The organism is Photobacterium atrarenae (assembly GCF_024380015.1).
In the GTDB taxonomy this organism is placed as follows: Bacteria; Pseudomonadota; Gammaproteobacteria; order Enterobacterales; family Vibrionaceae; genus Photobacterium; species Photobacterium atrarenae.
This window is the reverse complement of record NZ_CP101508.1, coordinates 729,983-746,193: the sequence shown is the minus strand read 5'-3', so window position 1 is coordinate 746,193 and position 16,211 is coordinate 729,983. Positions and strand designations below refer to the sequence as shown.

General features: G+C 56.0%; 17 protein-coding genes. 8 read left to right on the top strand and 9 right to left on the bottom strand.

Features of this window, described 5'->3' with window-relative positions; genetic code table 11:
* Positions 1–50 precede the first annotated feature (50 nt).
* Positions 51–353 (top strand): DUF6172 family protein, encoded by a 303-nt coding sequence (locus tag NNL38_RS03800; RefSeq protein WP_255389700.1) that lies wholly within the window; start codon positions 51–53, stop codon positions 351–353.
* Between the two features lie 124 nt (positions 354–477).
* On the opposite strand, the gene yfbV is transcribed toward NNL38_RS03800, so the two are convergent.
* Positions 478–930, bottom strand: a complete 453-nt coding sequence (gene yfbV / locus NNL38_RS03795) for a terminus macrodomain insulation protein YfbV (protein ID WP_255389699.1) — start codon at positions 928–930, stop codon at positions 478–480.
* 336 nt (positions 931–1,266) lie between these two features.
* Between yfbV and NNL38_RS03790 the strand changes: the two genes are divergently transcribed.
* Positions 1,267–2,463, top strand: a complete 1,197-nt coding sequence (locus tag NNL38_RS03790) for an acetate kinase (protein ID WP_255389698.1) — start codon at positions 1,267–1,269, stop codon at positions 2,461–2,463.
* 171 nt (positions 2,464–2,634) lie between these two features.
* Positions 2,635–4,788 (top strand): phosphate acetyltransferase, encoded by a 2,154-nt coding sequence (gene pta, locus NNL38_RS03785; RefSeq protein WP_255389697.1) that lies wholly within the window; start codon positions 2,635–2,637, stop codon positions 4,786–4,788.
* A gap of 234 nt (positions 4,789–5,022) precedes the next feature.
* On the opposite strand, the gene yfcE is transcribed toward pta, so the two are convergent.
* From yfcE to NNL38_RS03760, 5 genes are all read right to left on the bottom strand, one after another.
* Complete coding sequence (gene yfcE, locus NNL38_RS03780) at positions 5,023–5,607, bottom strand: phosphodiesterase (RefSeq protein ID WP_255389696.1); 585 nt, start codon at positions 5,605–5,607, stop codon at positions 5,023–5,025.
* Positions 5,608–5,677: 70 nt separating this feature from the next.
* Entirely contained in the window at positions 5,678–6,085 is a 408-nt protein-coding gene (locus NNL38_RS03775; protein ID WP_255389695.1) for a CBS domain-containing protein, read from the bottom strand.
* The gene (locus tag NNL38_RS03770; RefSeq protein WP_255389694.1) at positions 6,082–6,432 is read right to left on the bottom strand and encodes a P-II family nitrogen regulator; all 351 of its coding nucleotides are present in this window, start codon (positions 6,430–6,432) and stop codon (positions 6,082–6,084) included. The genes NNL38_RS03775 and NNL38_RS03770 overlap by 4 nt, the downstream gene beginning before the upstream one ends.
* Positions 6,432–7,217: a DUF1538 domain-containing protein gene (locus NNL38_RS03765; RefSeq protein WP_255389693.1), complete on the bottom strand. Its 786-nt coding sequence runs from the start codon at positions 7,215–7,217 to the stop codon at positions 6,432–6,434. The genes NNL38_RS03770 and NNL38_RS03765 overlap by 1 nt, the downstream gene beginning before the upstream one ends.
* 10 nt (positions 7,218–7,227) lie before the next feature.
* Entirely contained in the window at positions 7,228–7,962 is a 735-nt protein-coding gene (locus NNL38_RS03760; RefSeq protein WP_255389692.1) for a DUF1538 domain-containing protein, read from the bottom strand.
* 415 nt (positions 7,963–8,377) lie between these two features.
* Here NNL38_RS03760 and NNL38_RS03755 point away from each other — a divergent pair, with 415 nt between their 5' ends.
* Complete coding sequence (locus NNL38_RS03755) at positions 8,378–9,304, top strand: TIGR01777 family oxidoreductase (protein WP_255389691.1); 927 nt, start codon at positions 8,378–8,380, stop codon at positions 9,302–9,304.
* 31 nt (positions 9,305–9,335) lie between these two features.
* Here the strand turns inward: NNL38_RS03755 and NNL38_RS03750 are convergent, their stop codons facing one another.
* Entirely contained in the window at positions 9,336–11,780 is a 2,445-nt protein-coding gene (locus NNL38_RS03750; RefSeq protein ID WP_255389690.1) for an ABC transporter permease, read from the bottom strand.
* Complete coding sequence (locus NNL38_RS03745; RefSeq protein WP_255389689.1) at positions 11,777–12,451, bottom strand: ABC transporter ATP-binding protein; 675 nt, start codon at positions 12,449–12,451, stop codon at positions 11,777–11,779. Before NNL38_RS03745 ends, NNL38_RS03750 begins: the two co-directional genes overlap by 4 nt.
* Between NNL38_RS03745 and tesA the strand changes: the two genes are divergently transcribed.
* From tesA to NNL38_RS03725, 4 genes are all read left to right on the top strand, one after another.
* The gene (gene tesA, locus NNL38_RS03740) at positions 12,450–13,049 is read left to right on the top strand and encodes a multifunctional acyl-CoA thioesterase I/protease I/lysophospholipase L1 (RefSeq protein ID WP_255389688.1); all 600 of its coding nucleotides are present in this window, start codon (positions 12,450–12,452) and stop codon (positions 13,047–13,049) included. The two genes, NNL38_RS03745 and tesA, sit on opposite strands and share 2 nt — an antisense overlap.
* 86 nt (positions 13,050–13,135) lie before the next feature.
* Complete coding sequence (locus NNL38_RS03735) at positions 13,136–13,414, top strand: hypothetical protein (protein WP_255389687.1); 279 nt, start codon at positions 13,136–13,138, stop codon at positions 13,412–13,414.
* A gap of 96 nt (positions 13,415–13,510) precedes the next feature.
* A complete protein-coding gene (locus tag NNL38_RS03730) occupies positions 13,511–14,338 on the top strand; it encodes an SDR family oxidoreductase (RefSeq protein ID WP_255389686.1) in 828 nt (275 codons plus the stop codon).
* Positions 14,339–14,821: 483 nt separating this feature from the next.
* Positions 14,822–15,676, top strand: a complete 855-nt coding sequence (locus NNL38_RS03725) for a co-chaperone YbbN (protein WP_255389685.1) — start codon at positions 14,822–14,824, stop codon at positions 15,674–15,676.
* A 30-nt stretch (positions 15,677–15,706) separates the two neighbouring features.
* On the opposite strand, the gene cueR is transcribed toward NNL38_RS03725, so the two are convergent.
* On the bottom strand, positions 15,707–16,111 hold the full coding sequence (gene cueR, locus NNL38_RS03720) for a Cu(I)-responsive transcriptional regulator (RefSeq protein ID WP_255389684.1): 405 nt from the start codon (positions 16,109–16,111) through the stop codon (positions 15,707–15,709).
* Between the last annotated feature and the right edge of the window lie 100 nt (positions 16,112–16,211).

Below are 16,211 nucleotides of genomic sequence, written 5' to 3'. Positions count from 1 at the left end.
GATGCGCATCGTGCCCGGCATGGACCGGGCCTTTTTATTTTAGGAAAACGATGAAAAAGACATTTGCTTTAACTCACCCCAAGAAAGCAGTTCCGCGTGTTGTAGAAGCGGTTAAGTATGAAGTGAAGAAATATCTCAAGCGGGAGCGCAGAAAAAGCCTGCCTGCCGGCGCGGACTATTGGGATTTCGACTGCCGATTCGGCCATACCGAGCAGGAAGCAAAGGTCATTCACGTCAAGGAAATCAATAAGTTCATTGATGAAGCCGAGTCCCTGGCACTGGCCTCCTTCTACCTGGAAATCCTGGCCAAGCCGGGTGTACGCCAAAAGAAAATCGACAGCGACGACGAGTAATGGCCGCGACAGATACACGCGCAGCATAAAAAAAGTAGCCCGGCGGCTACTTTTTTTGTCTCTCTGGTTTTATTCCAGCAGCTTGCTTACCGTGGTTCCGAACGAGCATCCTAAGGCCAGGCTGTTAAAACCAACGCTCCAGCGCGGTTTTATCCAGTTGCTTGAACGCCCGGTTCAGCACCTGGGCCAATTCCAGATAACGCGGCTGCGCTTTCATCGGCTGTAAGGCAAACCCTTCGCTGGTGATCTTCCCGTGCAGCTCGCGATACCAGCTTGCCAGCGACGGCGGCAACTGGGTCCGGCTGCGCCTGCCCAGCCACCACAACCCCTGCAACGGCATACTCAGGGCAAACAGCGCCACAGCAATCGCCTGCGGCAGCGCCTCGTAATTGTTGAACGCCATCTGGCTAAGTACACTCATCACCGCCACCGCCGGCATCACCCGGCTGGCAAATTTTGTGGCTTTGATATAGCGCGATTCCGGGAACATCGCCGCCAGTTCTTTTCGCATCGGCCAGATCGCCATGTACTGCTGGCCCTGTTGAAAAGAGGCCCAGATCGATTTTTTCTGACTCATAAACCACCAAAACTCAAAAAAATCTATAGAATTTAAAATCTAGTGATAACAAACTTGATTGAAATTAAAATTTTCTAAAAATCTTTTTGTTATATTGCTTAACAATCGCTATCCTAGGCGCGCCTAAACTAATTGTTGCCTGTATTCACCGTTATGGCAACCTGAGGCAAACCTCCAAGGATGGACGGAAGTGTGGGGGTTCTCAATTCTCGCCGATACGGACATAACACGAATTTGACCCAGGTTAGTTCGACTGAGATAAAAGTCGGCTATCCTATGGGTAATTTTTATTCAGTTGAATATCAACTTTCAGACAGATTATAGGTAGTCACTCTCATGTCTAAGCTGGTTTTAGTTCTTAACTGCGGCAGTTCTTCACTTAAATTCGCTGTTGTTGATGCAGTCTCTGGTGAGGAGCATCTGACAGGTCTTGCAGAATGTCTGCACCTTCCTGAAGCACGTATCAAGTGGAAACTTGACGGTAAGCACGAAGCTCAACTGGGTGACGGCGCAGCGCACGAAGAAGCCCTGAAATTCATGGTTGAAACTATCCTTGCTTCTAAACCTGAACTGGCAGAGAACCTGGCAGCGATCGGCCACCGTGTTGTTCACGGCGGCGAGAAATTCACCCAGTCTGCCCTGATCGACGAAGCCGTTCTGAAAGGTATCGAAGAGTGTGCAACCCTGGCGCCGCTGCACAACCCTGCGCACATCATCGGTATCAAAGCCGCTCAAAAAGCATTCCCGGCGCTGAAGAACGTTGCAGTATTTGACACGGCGTTCCACCAGACCATGCCAGAAGAAGCGTACCTGTACGCACTGCCATACAACCTGTACAAAGAGCACGGTATCCGTCGCTACGGCATGCACGGGACTTCTCACCTGTTCATCACGCGTGAAACCGCGGAGCGTCTGGGCAAGCCAGCGGAAGAGCTGAACATCATCAACTGCCATCTGGGTAACGGCGCATCTGTATGTGCAATCAAAAACGGCCAGTCTGTTGACACCTCGATGGGTCTGACGCCACTGGAAGGTCTGGTGATGGGTACCCGTTGTGGTGACATCGATCCAGCGATCATCTTCCACCTGCACGACACCCTGGGCTACTCCGTTGAGCAAATCAATACCATGCTGACCAAAGAGTCTGGTCTGCAAGGTCTGACTGAAGTGACTTCTGACTGCCGTTTCGTTGAAGACAACTACGGTGAGAAAGAAGAAGCGACCCGCGCCATGGACGTATTCTGCCACCGTCTGGCGAAATACGTTGCTGGTTACACGGCTTCTCTGGAAGGCCGCCTGGACGCAATCGTCTTCACTGGTGGTATCGGTGAGAACTCTGCCCCGATCCGTGAGATGGTGCTGAACCGCCTGGCGATCCTGGGTGTAGAAGTTGACGGTGAAGCAAACCTGAAAGCACGCTTCGGCGGCGAAGGCGTGATCACCACTGCCGACAGCCGTGTTCCTGCCATGGTTGTTTCAACCAACGAAGAACTGATCATCGCCGAAGATACAGCACGTCTGGCTGAAATCTAATTCGCGACGAACGTTCGAAAGCGGCTGGCCTGGGCCGGCCGTTTTCACATCCCCCGACCGGAACTGATCTGAAGCCGGTCCGGGTGTCCACATATTGAGGTGCTGTCCAATAGCGGTGACTCACCGTTATTGAACAGCACCATTGTTTCCTGAATCGTTGAGGAATCTATAGTGTCTCGTACTATTATGCTTGTTCCGGTTGGCGCCGGTGTTGGTCTGACCAGTGTAAGTCTGGGTGTCCTGCGTGCCATGGAGCGCAAAGGTGTTCGCGTTTCTTTCTTCAAACCGATTGCCCAGCCACGTCACGGTGGTGAGCAACCGGATCTGACCACCACCATCATCACTGCCAACAGCGATATGAAAGTGGCTGAGTCTTTCTCGATGGCCCGTGCCGAAGAGCTGATCCGTAACGACCAGAGCGACGTGCTGCTGGAAGACATCGTGGCCCGCTTCAAAGAATCCACGGCAGGCGCAGAAGTGACTCTGATTGAAGGTCTGGTCCCGACCCGCAAGCATCCGTTCGCCAACCAGATCAACTACGAAATCGCCAAAACTCTGGACGCTGAGATCGTGTTTGTCGTTGCCCCGGGCACCGACAATCCGGCACAGCTGAAAGAGCGCATCGAAGTGGCTTGCTCAAACTTCGGCGGGATCAAAAACAAACACATCTCCGGTGTGATCGTCAACAAACTGAACGCGCCGGTTGATGCGGCAGGCCGCACCCGTCCGGATCTGTCAGAGATCTTTGACGATGCTGAAGCGACCGTACCAACTCACGTTGAAGTGATGCAAGTCTTCAACTCCAGCCCAATCCGCGTGCTGGGGTGTGCGCCATGGAGCTCTGAGCTGATCGCCACCCGTGCGACCGACATTGCCCATCACCTGAACGCTGAAATCATCAACCAAGGTGAAATCAAAACCCGCCGCATCAAGAGCATCACCTTCTGTGCCCGCTCGATTCCGCACATGGTAGAGCACTTCCGTCCTGGTTCACTGCTGGTGACTTCTGCAGACCGTCCGGACGTGATCGTTGCCGCATGCCTGGCTGCGATGAACGGCGTTGAAATCGGTGCCCTGCTGCTGACCGGTGGCTATGAGCTGCCGAAACCTGTGATGGATCTGTGTGAGCGCGCCTTCAAGACCGGCCTGCCAGTAATGACGGCCCAGGGCAACACCTGGCAGACGTCACTGAACCTGCAGAGCTTCAGCCTGGAAGTACCGGCTGACGATAAAGAGCGTGTTGAGTTGGTGAATGAATACATGGCCAGCCACATCGACGGCCAGTGGATTGAGTCCCTGTCTGAAGGTTCAAGCCGTGAGCGCCGCCTGAGCCCACCAGCATTCCGTTATCAGCTGACTGAGTTTGCCCGTGCAGCGGCCAAGCGTGTAGTCCTGCCGGAAGGCGACGAGCCACGTACCGTGAAAGCAGCAGCGATCTGTGCCGAGCGCGGTATCGCCGAGTGTGTCCTGCTGGGTAACCCGGAAGAAATCAAGCGTGTAGCTGAGCAACAGGGCGTTGTTCTGGGTGCCGGCGTTGAAATCATCGATCCGGAAGCGGTTCGCGAGCAGTATGTTGCGCGTCTGGTTGAGCTGCGTAAGAACAAAGGCATGACCGAAGTCGTTGCCCGCGAGCAGCTGCAAGACACCGTGGTCCTGGGGACCATGATGCTTGAGCGTGACGAAGTTGACGGTCTGGTTTCCGGTGCGGTTCACACCACAGCCAACACCATCCGTCCACCGCTACAGCTGATCAAGACAGCGCCAGGCGCGTCTCTGGTCTCTTCTGTGTTCTTCATGTTGCTGCCAGACCAAGTTCTGGTTTACGGTGACTGCGCGATCAACCCGGATCCAAACGCAGAGCAACTGGCTGAAATCGCGATTCAGTCTGCCGATTCAGCCAAGGCGTTCGGCATTGAGCCACGCGTGGCGATGATCTCCTACTCGACCGGTACTTCGGGTCAGGGTGCAGACGTTGATAAAGTTCGCGAAGCGACCCGCATCGCGCAGGAAAAACGTCCTGATCTGGTGATCGACGGCCCGCTTCAGTACGACGCCGCGATCATGGAAAACGTCGCCGCTTCGAAAGCGCCGAACTCCCCGGTTGCCGGTAAAGCGACCGTGTTCGTCTTCCCGGACCTGAACACAGGTAACACCACGTACAAAGCGGTACAGCGTTCTGCCGATCTGGTTTCCATCGGTCCAATGCTGCAGGGGATGCGCAAGCCGGTCAACGACCTGTCACGTGGCGCCCTGGTTGACGACATCGTCTACACCGTTGCACTGACTGCGATTCAGGCCAAGCAAGCTGAAGATGCAAAAGCCTGATTGCTGACCCGCAAACGCTGATTCAACGCCTCCGCACTGCGGGGGCGTTTTTTTATCCCCACGCAACGCAGCCCAACCATGCACCCTGCCCCGCCCCACCAGCGATTCACCTCGATCCCAAACGGGATCTGGGGCATGTCGACCGCACGACCTGACGCTGCGGCCAATCCGCACGCGCTCGACAGTGACAAGGCGGGCCTTCCGCCCTGCAAGAGACAGCTTGGCTTAGCCTTTTTAAGCCAAGGTAACCTGGCGCAGCACCTCGCCCTTAAACGACACCACTTTCAGAGTGCTGATTTCTGATGGGACACCGCTTTCCAATAAGCCACGGTTTTCAAGCAGGCCATAGCTGGCCGGGTGTTCACCACGCGGAATGGTGACCGAGCCCGGGTTCAGCAAATACAAGTCTCCCTGCTGCTCAGCCACCGGCAGGTGAGTATGGCCGGAAACAATCACATCCCCGTCCCGCAGCCTGGGATGTTTCTCACCGTTGTAAAGATGACCATGGGTCAGGAACAAACGACGGCCGTCCGCCAACAAGATCTGGTTATAATCTGCCATCATCGGAAAATCGAGCAGCATCTGATCCACTTCGCTATCGCAGTTGCCCCGCACCGCAATGATGCGATCGGCATACTGGTTCAACAGCGCTGCCGTCTCGGTCGGGGCATAACCGGCCGGTAAGGCGTTACGCGGGCCGTGATTGAGCAAATCTCCCAACAGGATCAGGTGCTCGGCACCACTTTGGGCAAAGGCAGTCAACATCATCCGGGTGCTGTCGGCACAGCCATGGAGATCGGAGGCAAAAAATAATTTCATCGGAGAACCAGTTTATCGGACTATCAAAACCGGGATCCTACATCGGATAAGCCCACATTTCGAGTCAGGTTTAATCCCGCAGCATACCGTTCAACACAATATTGTTATAGCTGACCATGCCCAGCACTTTGCCATCCTCAATCACCGGGGCCCGGCTGATCCCAAAGCGCTCAAACAGCCGGGCGCAGTAGCGAACATCCATATTGGCACTGACGGACAATGCCGGTTTGGTCATGATTTCATACACATTGGTCCGCTCCGGTGAGCGATCCACTGCCAGGACCTTCTTAGCGATGTCATTCATCAGCACAATGCCGTACTCATCGTCGGCATTGCGTTTGTTGACAATCAAGGCTTTGACCTGGCGCTGCTTAGCAATGGCAACCGCCTCGGCGACCGTGGTCAGCCCCTCCACAATCGCGTAAGTGTTCATCATCACATCCCGCACCCGGACTCGGCTCACTTCATCCTGGCTCATAGCTTGTCCTCCACAACCTTAGTTAATGTCTCCACTTGGTGGGCCACCCCGATGGCATCTTCTACATCCAGCTGCACCGCAATGCCCTGCCCGCCGCCAGAATCAAACTCCCCGACCCGCTCAATCGTCTCTAAAATGGTACGGGCTAGGTGCTCTTCTACCACCAGCAACAATACATCACGCTGCACTTCCAGGCTCAAGCCAAAGAAAGTCTTTTTCTTGTGCAACCCTTCGCCCCGGGCATTGTTGATCACCGTGGCGCCGGTCGCTCCGGCTTCCCGGGCAGCATCTAACACCGCGTCCGTTTTCGAATCTTCGACAAACGCCACCAAGAGTTTAAATCGCATCAGTTACTCTCCTTACGCCCTAACCAGACCGACAGTTGGGCGTAGCCCATCACCGTGATCATCGGAAACAAACTGGCAAAGGCGATCAAACCGAAACCATCGAGCATCGGGTTTCGCCCCGGCACGGTTGAGGCCAGTCCCAGTCCCAGCGCAGTCACGATTGGTACCGTGACCGTTGAGGTTGTCACACCGCCGGAATCATAGGCCAGCGGCACAATCATTTTCGGTGCAAACCCGGTCTGGATCACCACCACCACATAGCCGGCCAGAATGTAATAGTGCAGCGGATCACCGGCAACAATCCGGTAGCTGCCGAGCGCAATCCCGGCCGCCACCCCCAGCGCCACGGCAATCCGCAGCCCATTGACATGAATCGTACCGCCCGAAACCTGGCTGGCTTTGATCGCCACCGCGATCAAAGACGGCTCAGCAATGGTGGTACTGAAACCAATCGCCGCGGCAAACAGATACACCCAATAATATTCCTCCCAGGGCACCGTGGCCGGGATCACTTCCCCGGACTCAAACAGAAAGTCCAGCGCCGTCAGCTGGGCCGCCATCGATTCACCCAGCGGGAACAACGCCAACTCCAGCCCCATCAGAAACAGGGCCAGACCCAGGATCACATACACAAACCCCAACACCACCCGCGGCCAGTGCACCACCGGACGTCGCAATACAGCCAGCTGAAAGCCGAAAATAATGACCACGATCGGCAGTACGTCGCGCACCGTGGCGAGGAGGGTGGTCAAGAAGTGGCTGCCTAATGACGATAGTTCACTCATGCCATTTCACCTAGTGCACCAACATGCCATAGCCCATCACAAATATCATCGGCGTCAGCGAAGCAAAGGCGATCAGCCCGAATCCGTCGACCATGGGATTACGCCCTTTAATCGACGCAGCCAGTCCGACACCGAGTGCCGTGACCAAAGGAACGGTAATGGTCGACGTCGTCACCCCGCCGGAGTCATAAGCAATCCCGACAATGGTCGGCGGCGCAAACCAGGTCATCACCATCACGGCCAGATACCCACCGACGATCAGGCGCTGGATGGGCCAGCCTTTGAGGATCCGGATCACCCCCAGCATAATAGCTATCCCGACGGACAGGGCCACGGTCAGGCGCAGACCGTTGGCATAGCCCGCCCGGGACTCAGGATCAGCGGCAATCAGCCCACCTTCCGCGGCGACTTCGGCCGCTTCCGCAGCAACCGCGGTCAGCGCCGGCTCCGCAACGGTGGTACCAAATCCGAGGCAAAAGGCAAAAATAAGCAACCAGACAATACTGCCTTTACTGGCAAAGGCATGTGCCATCGACTCACCGATTGGAAACAGCCCCAACTCAAGGCCGAACACGAACAGGGTCAACCCGACGACCACCAGCACCAGGCCCAGCAGGATCGGCCCCCAATCCGGCAACGGCTGCTGCAGCACCACCATCTGGAAAAACGCGATCACCAACACAATCGGCATCAGATCACGCAGGCTGGATAACATCGCCTTTGCCATCGCCAATACAGCCCCCATGCCGCCTCCTGTGGATAGATGAAATTCACCACCTCAATATTCCTTATCAGAATAAAGGTGATTCATATTTTGAAACATCTTGGATTGAGCGAGTCGAGAGGTGCGGCACATAATTACATCGTGACCCGAGTAAAACTTGCAGCGGCCAGTGACGCGTAACACGGGCTTCACGGTTTTTACGGTGCTGAATTCAGAAAGCTCTGCCATCAACCCATTGATTAAAGTGATTTTGTTATCTTCGTTTATACTAAGAACAGGCTGGTTCAGAATTGACCATGGCACGGGCATCCCGGATTCAGAAGGGATACTGCACAATCGCCGCGGTACCGCATTCCCGACCATTCAGCCATGCTGGGATCAGGCTCAGTCGAGTCAGTGTTGCTCTGATTTTTTGGTTATAAGGACAATGGAAGGCATGAATATTTTAGTCACCGGCGGAACAGGGTTTATCGGAAAAGCGCTGTTGCCACACCTGACCCATGAACGAATCACGGTCCTGAGCCGCAATCCACCCCGGGCATACCAGCAATTAGGACACCATATCAAGGTGATCGACACCCTGGATACGCTGCCCAACCTGGACGACTTTGATGCGGTGATCAACCTGGCTGGCGAGCCCATTATCAACAAACGCTGGACCGAGCGCCAGAAACAGGAAATTTGCCAGAGTCGCTGGACCATTACCCGCCAGCTGGCCGATAAAATCAAAGCCGGCAATCACCCGCCCCATGTCCTGATCAGCGGCTCAGCGGTCGGGTTCTACGGCGATCAGCAATCCCGCAGCTTTGACGAAAGCCTTGAAGTCAATCATCAGGACTTTGCCCACCGGGTGTGCCGCCAGTGGGAAGAAGAAGCGCAAGCTGCACAATCAGAGCACACCCGGGTGTGTCTGTTGCGGACCGGCATTGTCCTGGCCCGTCACGACGGTGCACTGGCACGCATGTTACCAGCCTACCAGCTCGGTTTTGGCGGCCCGATTGGCAGTGGTCAGCAGTATTTCCCCTGGATCCACCTGCAGGATATGGTCAAGGGGATCCTGTTTTTACTCAAGCATGACGAAGCCAGCGGAGCCTACAATTTCACAGCTCCCTACCCGGTGACCAACAAAGAATTCAGCCGTACCCTGGCCAAAGTGCTGCACCGCCCTCACTTTTTCAAAACGCCTGCCTGGCTGCTCAAGCTCGGCCTGGGGGAGGCGGCCACCTTACTGCTCGACAGCCAGCGGGCACTGCCCAAACGCCTGCAGGAGCAGGGGTTCCACTTCTGCTTTCCCAAACTGGAGCATGCCCTGGAAGAGACGGTCGGGGATAAAAGCCGGATCGATGAGCCCGGCGGCGTCTGAGAACGCCGCCAGCCTCCCGCGACCTCCGCGGTCACCCCTTGAGTGGCTGCAGTAACTTACGGATCATCGAACGGATAATGACGACCACCAGCATCAGCGACAACAGCGGCAATACCAACCACAGCATCGAGTGGCCCTGAACAGGCAATTCGAATCCCCAGATCATCAGCGAGGCCATCACCACTTCTGCACCGGCAGCGGCCATCACCCCGGCCAACAGCGCCATGATCCCGTATTCGCTCCACACCGTGTCCGAAATCCGCTTTCGGCTCGCGCCCAGGGTGCGATAGAGCTGGATCTCCTGCTCCCGCTGCGACAGGCTGAGCCGGAGCAGGGTGAGCACCAGCAACAAGCCACTACTCACCCCCAATGCCGCCAGCACGGACAACGACAGCGAGACCTGCTGCAAAATAGCCTGGATCCGGGTCGCCATGATCCGCAGATCCAACAGGGTCACCGTCGGGAAGTCCCGGCCAAGCCGATTGACCAGCGCACTCTGTTCAGCTTCGATCCTGAAACTCAGCAGCCAGGTTGCCGGCAGCGCAGCCATCACATCTGGGGTGAAGATGAAATAGAAGTTGGGCCGCATATTACGCCATTCGACTTCACGCAAACTGGTAACCGTTGCACTAAACGGCTGGCTGTTGACATGAAACGTCAGCTCATCGCCCAATGCGATCCCGAGCCGCTCAGCAATGCCGGACTCCACTGACACCCCGGATTGCGTCGCCCACGTCCCTTCCAACAGCGTATTATGAACCGGTATCGACTCGCGCCAAGTCAGGTTCAACTCACGGCGTAAAGACTCATCCCGCTCCTCCCGGGACACCGCCAGCATATCTTGCTGGTTAATCGCCGTCAGCCGGCCCCGGATCACCGGATAGCTGTCCGAGCGCGCAACGCCGCTGTTATCCAGCACGTCGAGATAGCGCTCCCGCTCCTGAGGACTGATATTGAGGGCAAACACATTGGGCGCATCGGCCGGCAACGTCTGCTGCCAGTCGGCCAGCAAGTCCGTGCGCAGCAGCCAGATCACCGCCAGCAGCATCAACGAGCTGGTCAGCGCCGCCAGCTGTGCCCCGCTCGCCAACGGGCTGCGGCTGATCCGGCTCAGTGCCAGCCGCACAGCACTGCGCCAGGCGCCACGCTTGAGCAAAGCAACCAGACCCAATCCCAGTGCCGCCAGCACCACCAGCAGTGCCGCCAGGCCGGCCAGGGTCAGCCACATAAATTTATTGCTGCCGAACCACAGTAAGGCCGCGGCGACCGGCAACACAATCAGGGCATAGCCCCGGCGGTTTTTCGGCCAGGCCACCTGCTGCTGGATCACCGAAATCGCTGGTGCATCCACCAGTCGCAACAGAGAAATGCCGATCCCGGGAACCGCCACCAGCAGCGCCACCAGCAAGCTGGCAGCCAGCGGCATCAACCCCATTTCCGGCAGCGGATCCGGCAGGACATCGGCCAGCGGCAGCCGCAGCAGAAACTCAAGCAGCCAACCCAGGCTCAGGCCGGCAACAGCGGCAATCGAAAACAGCATCGCCAGCTGACGGGTCAGCCAGCGCCACAGCCAACGCTTGCTCGCCCCCAAGCTTTTCATCATCGCCACGGCCGCCACCCGGGTTGCGCTGTAGTGCAGGCAAGTCAGCACCAGGGTGGCCGTGGCCATCAGGATCACCAGAAACAGGGTCAGCGACAGATACTGCCGGGCCCGCTCGATCATCTCCCCGGTCCGGCCCTGGGTGGTTTCACTGATCCAGCGCTGCCCGGGCGCCAGGGTGATCGCCTGCTGTAATTGCTCTAGCTGCGCATCTTCGCCGCTGAAATAGGCCCGAAAACGCACCCTGCTGCCCGGCTGAATCGCCCCGGTTTGCGCCAAATCACTGGCATGGATCAATACCGCCGGCATCTGGCTGAATGGGTTAAAAGACAGCTCCGGCTCGGTCACAATCCGCCCGCTCACCGTCAATGCCGCATCGCCAATCGACACTAGATCGCCCGGCTGCACCGCCAACAGAGAAAACAACCGTTCCGACAGCCATAGCTCTCCGGGCCGTACCTGGTTGTGACGGCGATCACCCTCAAGCACCAACTCTCCACGTAGCGGGAAGCGACTGTCCACCGCCTTGACGCTGACCAGCTGCATCTGCTCATCACTGAACGCCATGGTGCCGAACCGGGTTTGCTGCGAGACGGTGAGCCCCAGTGATTGCGCCTGCGCCAGCAGCGAGGGCTCGATCGGATCGGCGGAGCGAAAAACCAAATCGGCGGCAATCATGGATCGCCCCTGATCGACCATGATCTTCTCGACCCGCACCACCAACGCCGCCAGGGCGAACACACAGGCAATAATTAAGGTCAGCGCCACTGCGACCGGCCAGAGCTGGCCGTGCCAGAGCTCACGCCAGCTCCACTTGAGAAGCATCGACGAGCGCTGAGGTTTGCTCAACGCGCGGGTATCACTGATCTCGCTCATGCTGCCTCCACGCTACCGCTGTGGATCCGTAAGGTCCGATCGCAGCGCTGCGCCAACTGCGGATCATGGGTAACCAGCACCAGGGTGGTGCCGTGATCGCGGTTAAGGGCAAACAACAAATCGATCACCGTGGCCGCAGTGTGCTGATCCAGGTTACCGGTCGGCTCATCGGCAAACAGGATCCGCGGCCGGGTCATAAAAGCGCGCGCCAGTGCTACCCGCTGCTGCTCCCCGCCGGAAAGCTGCGACGGTAAGTGACTTTCCCGACCTTTCAGCCCGACCTGGCACAACAATTCAGCAGCCCGGGCTTCATCGCCGGCCTCTTCGCGAATAATCGCCGGCAACATCACATTTTCCAGTGCACTGAGCGACGGCACCAACAAAAAGCTCTGGAACACAAAACCAATCGCATCACTGCGCAGCGCCGCCCGCGCCTCATCATCGAGCCGGGACAGTGGCTGCCCCAACAGCTCAATCTCACCGCTGCTCGGAATATCCAGCCCCGCCAGCAACGTCATCAGGGTCGACTTCCCGGCCCCGGAAACCCCGACCAGGGCAATGGCTTCGCCCTGCTCGACCTCAAGGGAAACATCCTGCAAAATGGTGAGTTGTGACGATGCGGTCGTCACCTGTTTGGATACCGATTTGGCCCTTATCACGGAAGTTGACATGATGCGAATCCTTTCTGTTGTCTTGTTCATTTTTTTTTCACTCAACGCCTACTCTACCACCCTGTTAGTTCTCGGCGACAGCCTGAGTGCCGGATACCGGATGCCGGTCGAAAAAAGCTGGCCGGTCCTACTCGAGCCACTTCTCAAAGAGCAAGGGCATGATATCGAGGTGGTGAATGCCAGTATCTCCGGTGATACCACAGGCAACGGCCTGGCCCGGCTGCCCCAACTGCTGAGCCGCCACCAGCCGGATCTGGTAATCATTGAGCTGGGTGCCAACGACGGTCTGCGGGGCTTTCCTCCTCAAACTATACGCAATAACCTGCGCCAAATGATCACTCAAATCCATGATCAGGGTGCCCGGGCCCTGCTGATGCAGATCCGGATCCCGCCGAACTACGGCAAACGCTACAGCGATAGTTTCAGCCAGATCTACCCCGCGCTCAGCCAGCAGTTTAAGGCCCCGCTGCTACCGTTTTTCCTCGAGCAGGTCATACTCAAACCGGAATGGATGATGGACGACGGCCTGCACCCGACCCCGGAAGCGCAACCCTGGATTGCGCAATTTATGGCTTCCGAACTGACGCCGCACCTGTAGGTTTGCACTATTTTGCGCTGAGGATAATTTTTTCCCTAACTTTGACTAAGCTTGATCTGATGATAAGCAACAGGAAGGCAGTCTAGATGTTGAAGTTAAACATGACCGTTATGGGACTTTGCGCAGCGCTTTCGATCCTCGCTGGCTGTAGCTCAAGCGAGCAAACCACCTATTCACTGTTTCAGGAGTACCGGGAGCAACCGGGTAATAAAGCCTATGCCATCGGTATCAATAAAGTCGCCGGTGCGGCTTGGGCAGCCCGGACAGTGCAGGATGCCCAGGCCGCAGCGCTCAGTACCTGTAAAGAGCTGGGCGGAGTCAACTGTAATATCGTTGATATCAACGGCAACGCCGTCGGCTACTGACTTCAGGCCCCGGCAGTGTGACCCTCTGACGGTGGTTTAAAAAACCAGACAAATCAGGAACAATGGTGCTCTCCCCGATTTTTTGAAGGAACAGACATGAAAGAGAGCATCCTGATCACCGGCTGTAGTAGCGGGATTGGCTATTACTGTGCCAAACAACTGCACCAGGCGGGTTATACCGTAGTCGCCAGTTGCCGCCGTCCGGATGATGTCGACCGACTCCGAAAAGAGGGGCTGCACTGTATTCAGCTGGATGTCACGGTTCCCGACTCGATTCACCAGGGACTGGAAGCATGCCTGGCCTTGACCGACGGGCGCATCGATGTCCTGTTTAACAATGCCGCCTACGGCCAGCCGGGCGCGCTGGAAGATTTGCCGACCGATGCCCTGCGCCAGCAGTTTGAAACCAACCTATTCGGCTGGCACGAGCTGACCCGCGCCGTCATTCCGCGGATGTTGGCGCAAGGTGGGGGCAAAATTGTGCAAAACAGCTCGGTGCTGGGCCTGGTCGCGATGAAATATCGCGGTGCCTACAATGCCAGCAAATTTGCTCTGGAAGGCTATACCGATACCTTGCGTCTTGAATTACAGGATACCCCGGTCCATGTCAGCCTGATCGAGCCCGGACCGATAGAAAGCCGGTTTCGGGAAAATGCCAAAAAGCAATTTGAGCGACATATTGATATGGCCGCTTCCCGTCATCAGGCTAACTACCAGAACACACTGGACCGGCTCGGCAAATCATCGCCCTCCAGTCGTTTCACCTTGCCGCCTGAATCCGTATTAAAGCCATTACAGGCCATAATCGATAGTAAACAGCCAGAACCACATTATTATGTCACCCAGCCGACCTATATTTTTGGCTTTTTACGCCGGGTTTTACCGACCCGATGGCTGGATAAGCTATTGAGTAAAAGCGATTAACCGGGCGAATCTTATCGTAGCCACCCCGTTTGAGAACCTGTAATCAAGGGGGGTGATACTATCAAGTGCATCAAGCCAGGCATCGAAACGAGCGGAGAAACGATCGGCCTGGCCCCGGATGAAATGTTACAACTATCAGAAACACTGGTTACTGCATCGGATAGCGGGATTTCATTAAAAAAGAAAACAAATGTCATGATGCTGTCATATTGGATTTGTATATTAGCCCTGTAATTTGAAAGGAGAGTCTTCGGAGTCTTCATTGTGTCGTGAACAAACTCAGACAGACAGGTATCGTGATGACATTGCGCCAAATTAATATCCTCTGTGTCTGCGTGACACTCGCTTTGCTGTTGACTTTAAACCCTTAAAAAAGGAGAGCCGAGCTCTCCTTTTTTATCCCCGCCAGTCTGCTCCCTTGATCTTTCTCGATTTATCCCCAATATCGATCACCATAGGCCAAATATTTCAAAGAGCAGCCCCATGTACGAAAATCTTGCGATCGAACTCAACGAAACGAATTTACAGCAGACTATCGAGCAATCCATGCAGACCCCGGTAGTCATCAGCTTCTGGGCCCCGTCGATGCCAGAAACTGCCGAGGTCAACCGAGTCCTGGAGCAAATTGCCTCGGAATATCAGGGGCAGCTGATTCTGGCCACGCTGGACTGCGAAGCCCAGCAAATGGTCGCCGCTCAATTTGGTGTGCGTGGCCTGCCAACCGTGGCACTGTTTAAGAACGGCCAGCCGGTTGATGGTGCCGCCGGCCCACAAACAGAAGACAGCCTGCGCGCCATGCTGAGTAAGCACCTGCCAAGCCAGGAAGAGCTGCAACTGAAAGCGGCACTGGCGCTGGTTGATCAACAGGAATACACTCAGGCGCTGCCGACCTTGCGTGAACTGGCAGATAAGTTTGAGAAAAACAGTGTGATCACCCTGGCGATTGCCGAATGTCTGGTCGAAACCTCCCAGTACGACGATGCCGAAGCACTGCTGGCAACGGTGCCGATGCAAGATCAGGACGCCAAATACAAAGGATTAATCGCCAAGCTGGAACTGCACAAACAAGCCAGCGACTCACCGGAAATTCGCCAACTGGAAGAGAAACTGGCCGCGGAGCCTGGCAATGTTCAAATCGCCTATGAGCTGGCCGTTCAGTACAGCCAGGTCGATCGGGCCCAGGAAGCCCTGGAATTGCTGATTGCCATCCTGCGCAAAGATTTGAATTTTGCCGACGGCAATGCCAAGAAAACTATGATGGATATCCTTTCGGCACTGGGTCAGGGCAACTCCATGGCCAACCAATACCGCCGCCAGCTCTATTCCCTACTGTACTAATCACGGTAGCTCAGGCCACTGCGGTGGCCTCTAAGAGACAGCCTTCGAGGCACCCGTTAAACCTTCAATGATCGGACAGCGTGCCCCGCTATCGCCCGGACACTGTTCGGTCAATGCTGTCAGCGTCGCCTTCATTTCCAGCAACTCCGTAATTTTGCCGTCAATTTCTGCCAGCTTCTGCTCCGCTTTTTCTTTGACATCTGCACTACGCCGTGACGGATCCCGGGAAAATGCCAGCAGCTCGCGGCACTCATCCAGAGAAAAGCCCACCAGACGAGCACGACGGATCAACAGTAGCTCATTGAGCTGAGTCGGGCCATAGCGTCGATAGCCGTTACTAGCGCGAGATGGTGGCGTAATCACTTCTTTTTCTTCATAAAACCGGATCGTTTTACTATTGAGGCCCGTCTTGCCAGCCACTTCGCTGATATTCATGACTCATTCCTTACAGTTTATAGAAGGTTTGAATTAATCTTGCGGCCTTCTGGCACCAGATACAAGCCGCCGTTCGGAAAAAATTTAACCGCGACAAACA

Excerpts from the sequence above, each read along its gene's own strand:
- NNL38_RS03735 (WP_255389687.1), top strand. The coding sequence starts at position 13,136 with ATGTTGAAGTTAAACATGACCGTTATGGGACTTTGCGCAGCGCTTTCG.
- cueR (WP_255389684.1), bottom strand. The coding sequence starts at position 16,111 with ATGAATATCAGCGAAGTGGCTGGCAAGACGGGCCTCAATAGTAAAACG.
- NNL38_RS03760 (WP_255389692.1), bottom strand. The coding sequence starts at position 7,962 with ATGGGGGCTGTATTGGCGATGGCAAAGGCGATGTTATCCAGCCTGCGT.
- NNL38_RS03775 (WP_255389695.1), bottom strand. The coding sequence starts at position 6,085 with ATGAGCCAGGATGAAGTGAGCCGAGTCCGGGTGCGGGATGTGATGATG.
- NNL38_RS03790 (WP_255389698.1), top strand. The coding sequence starts at position 1,267 with ATGTCTAAGCTGGTTTTAGTTCTTAACTGCGGCAGTTCTTCACTTAAA.
- NNL38_RS03745 (WP_255389689.1), bottom strand. The coding sequence starts at position 12,451 with ATGTCAACTTCCGTGATAAGGGCCAAATCGGTATCCAAACAGGTGACG.
- NNL38_RS03770 (WP_255389694.1), bottom strand. The coding sequence starts at position 6,432 with ATGCGATTTAAACTCTTGGTGGCGTTTGTCGAAGATTCGAAAACGGAC.
- NNL38_RS03730 (WP_255389686.1), top strand. The coding sequence starts at position 13,511 with ATGAAAGAGAGCATCCTGATCACCGGCTGTAGTAGCGGGATTGGCTAT.
- tesA (WP_255389688.1), top strand. The coding sequence starts at position 12,450 with ATGATGCGAATCCTTTCTGTTGTCTTGTTCATTTTTTTTTCACTCAAC.
- NNL38_RS03800 (WP_255389700.1), top strand. The coding sequence starts at position 51 with ATGAAAAAGACATTTGCTTTAACTCACCCCAAGAAAGCAGTTCCGCGT.
- NNL38_RS03750 (WP_255389690.1), bottom strand. The coding sequence starts at position 11,780 with ATGAGCGAGATCAGTGATACCCGCGCGTTGAGCAAACCTCAGCGCTCG.
- yfbV (WP_255389699.1), bottom strand. The coding sequence starts at position 930 with ATGAGTCAGAAAAAATCGATCTGGGCCTCTTTTCAACAGGGCCAGCAG.
- NNL38_RS03725 (WP_255389685.1), top strand. The coding sequence starts at position 14,822 with ATGTACGAAAATCTTGCGATCGAACTCAACGAAACGAATTTACAGCAG.
- NNL38_RS03765 (WP_255389693.1), bottom strand. The coding sequence starts at position 7,217 with ATGAGTGAACTATCGTCATTAGGCAGCCACTTCTTGACCACCCTCCTC.
- yfcE (WP_255389696.1), bottom strand. The coding sequence starts at position 5,607 with ATGAAATTATTTTTTGCCTCCGATCTCCATGGCTGTGCCGACAGCACC.
- NNL38_RS03755 (WP_255389691.1), top strand. The coding sequence starts at position 8,378 with ATGAATATTTTAGTCACCGGCGGAACAGGGTTTATCGGAAAAGCGCTG.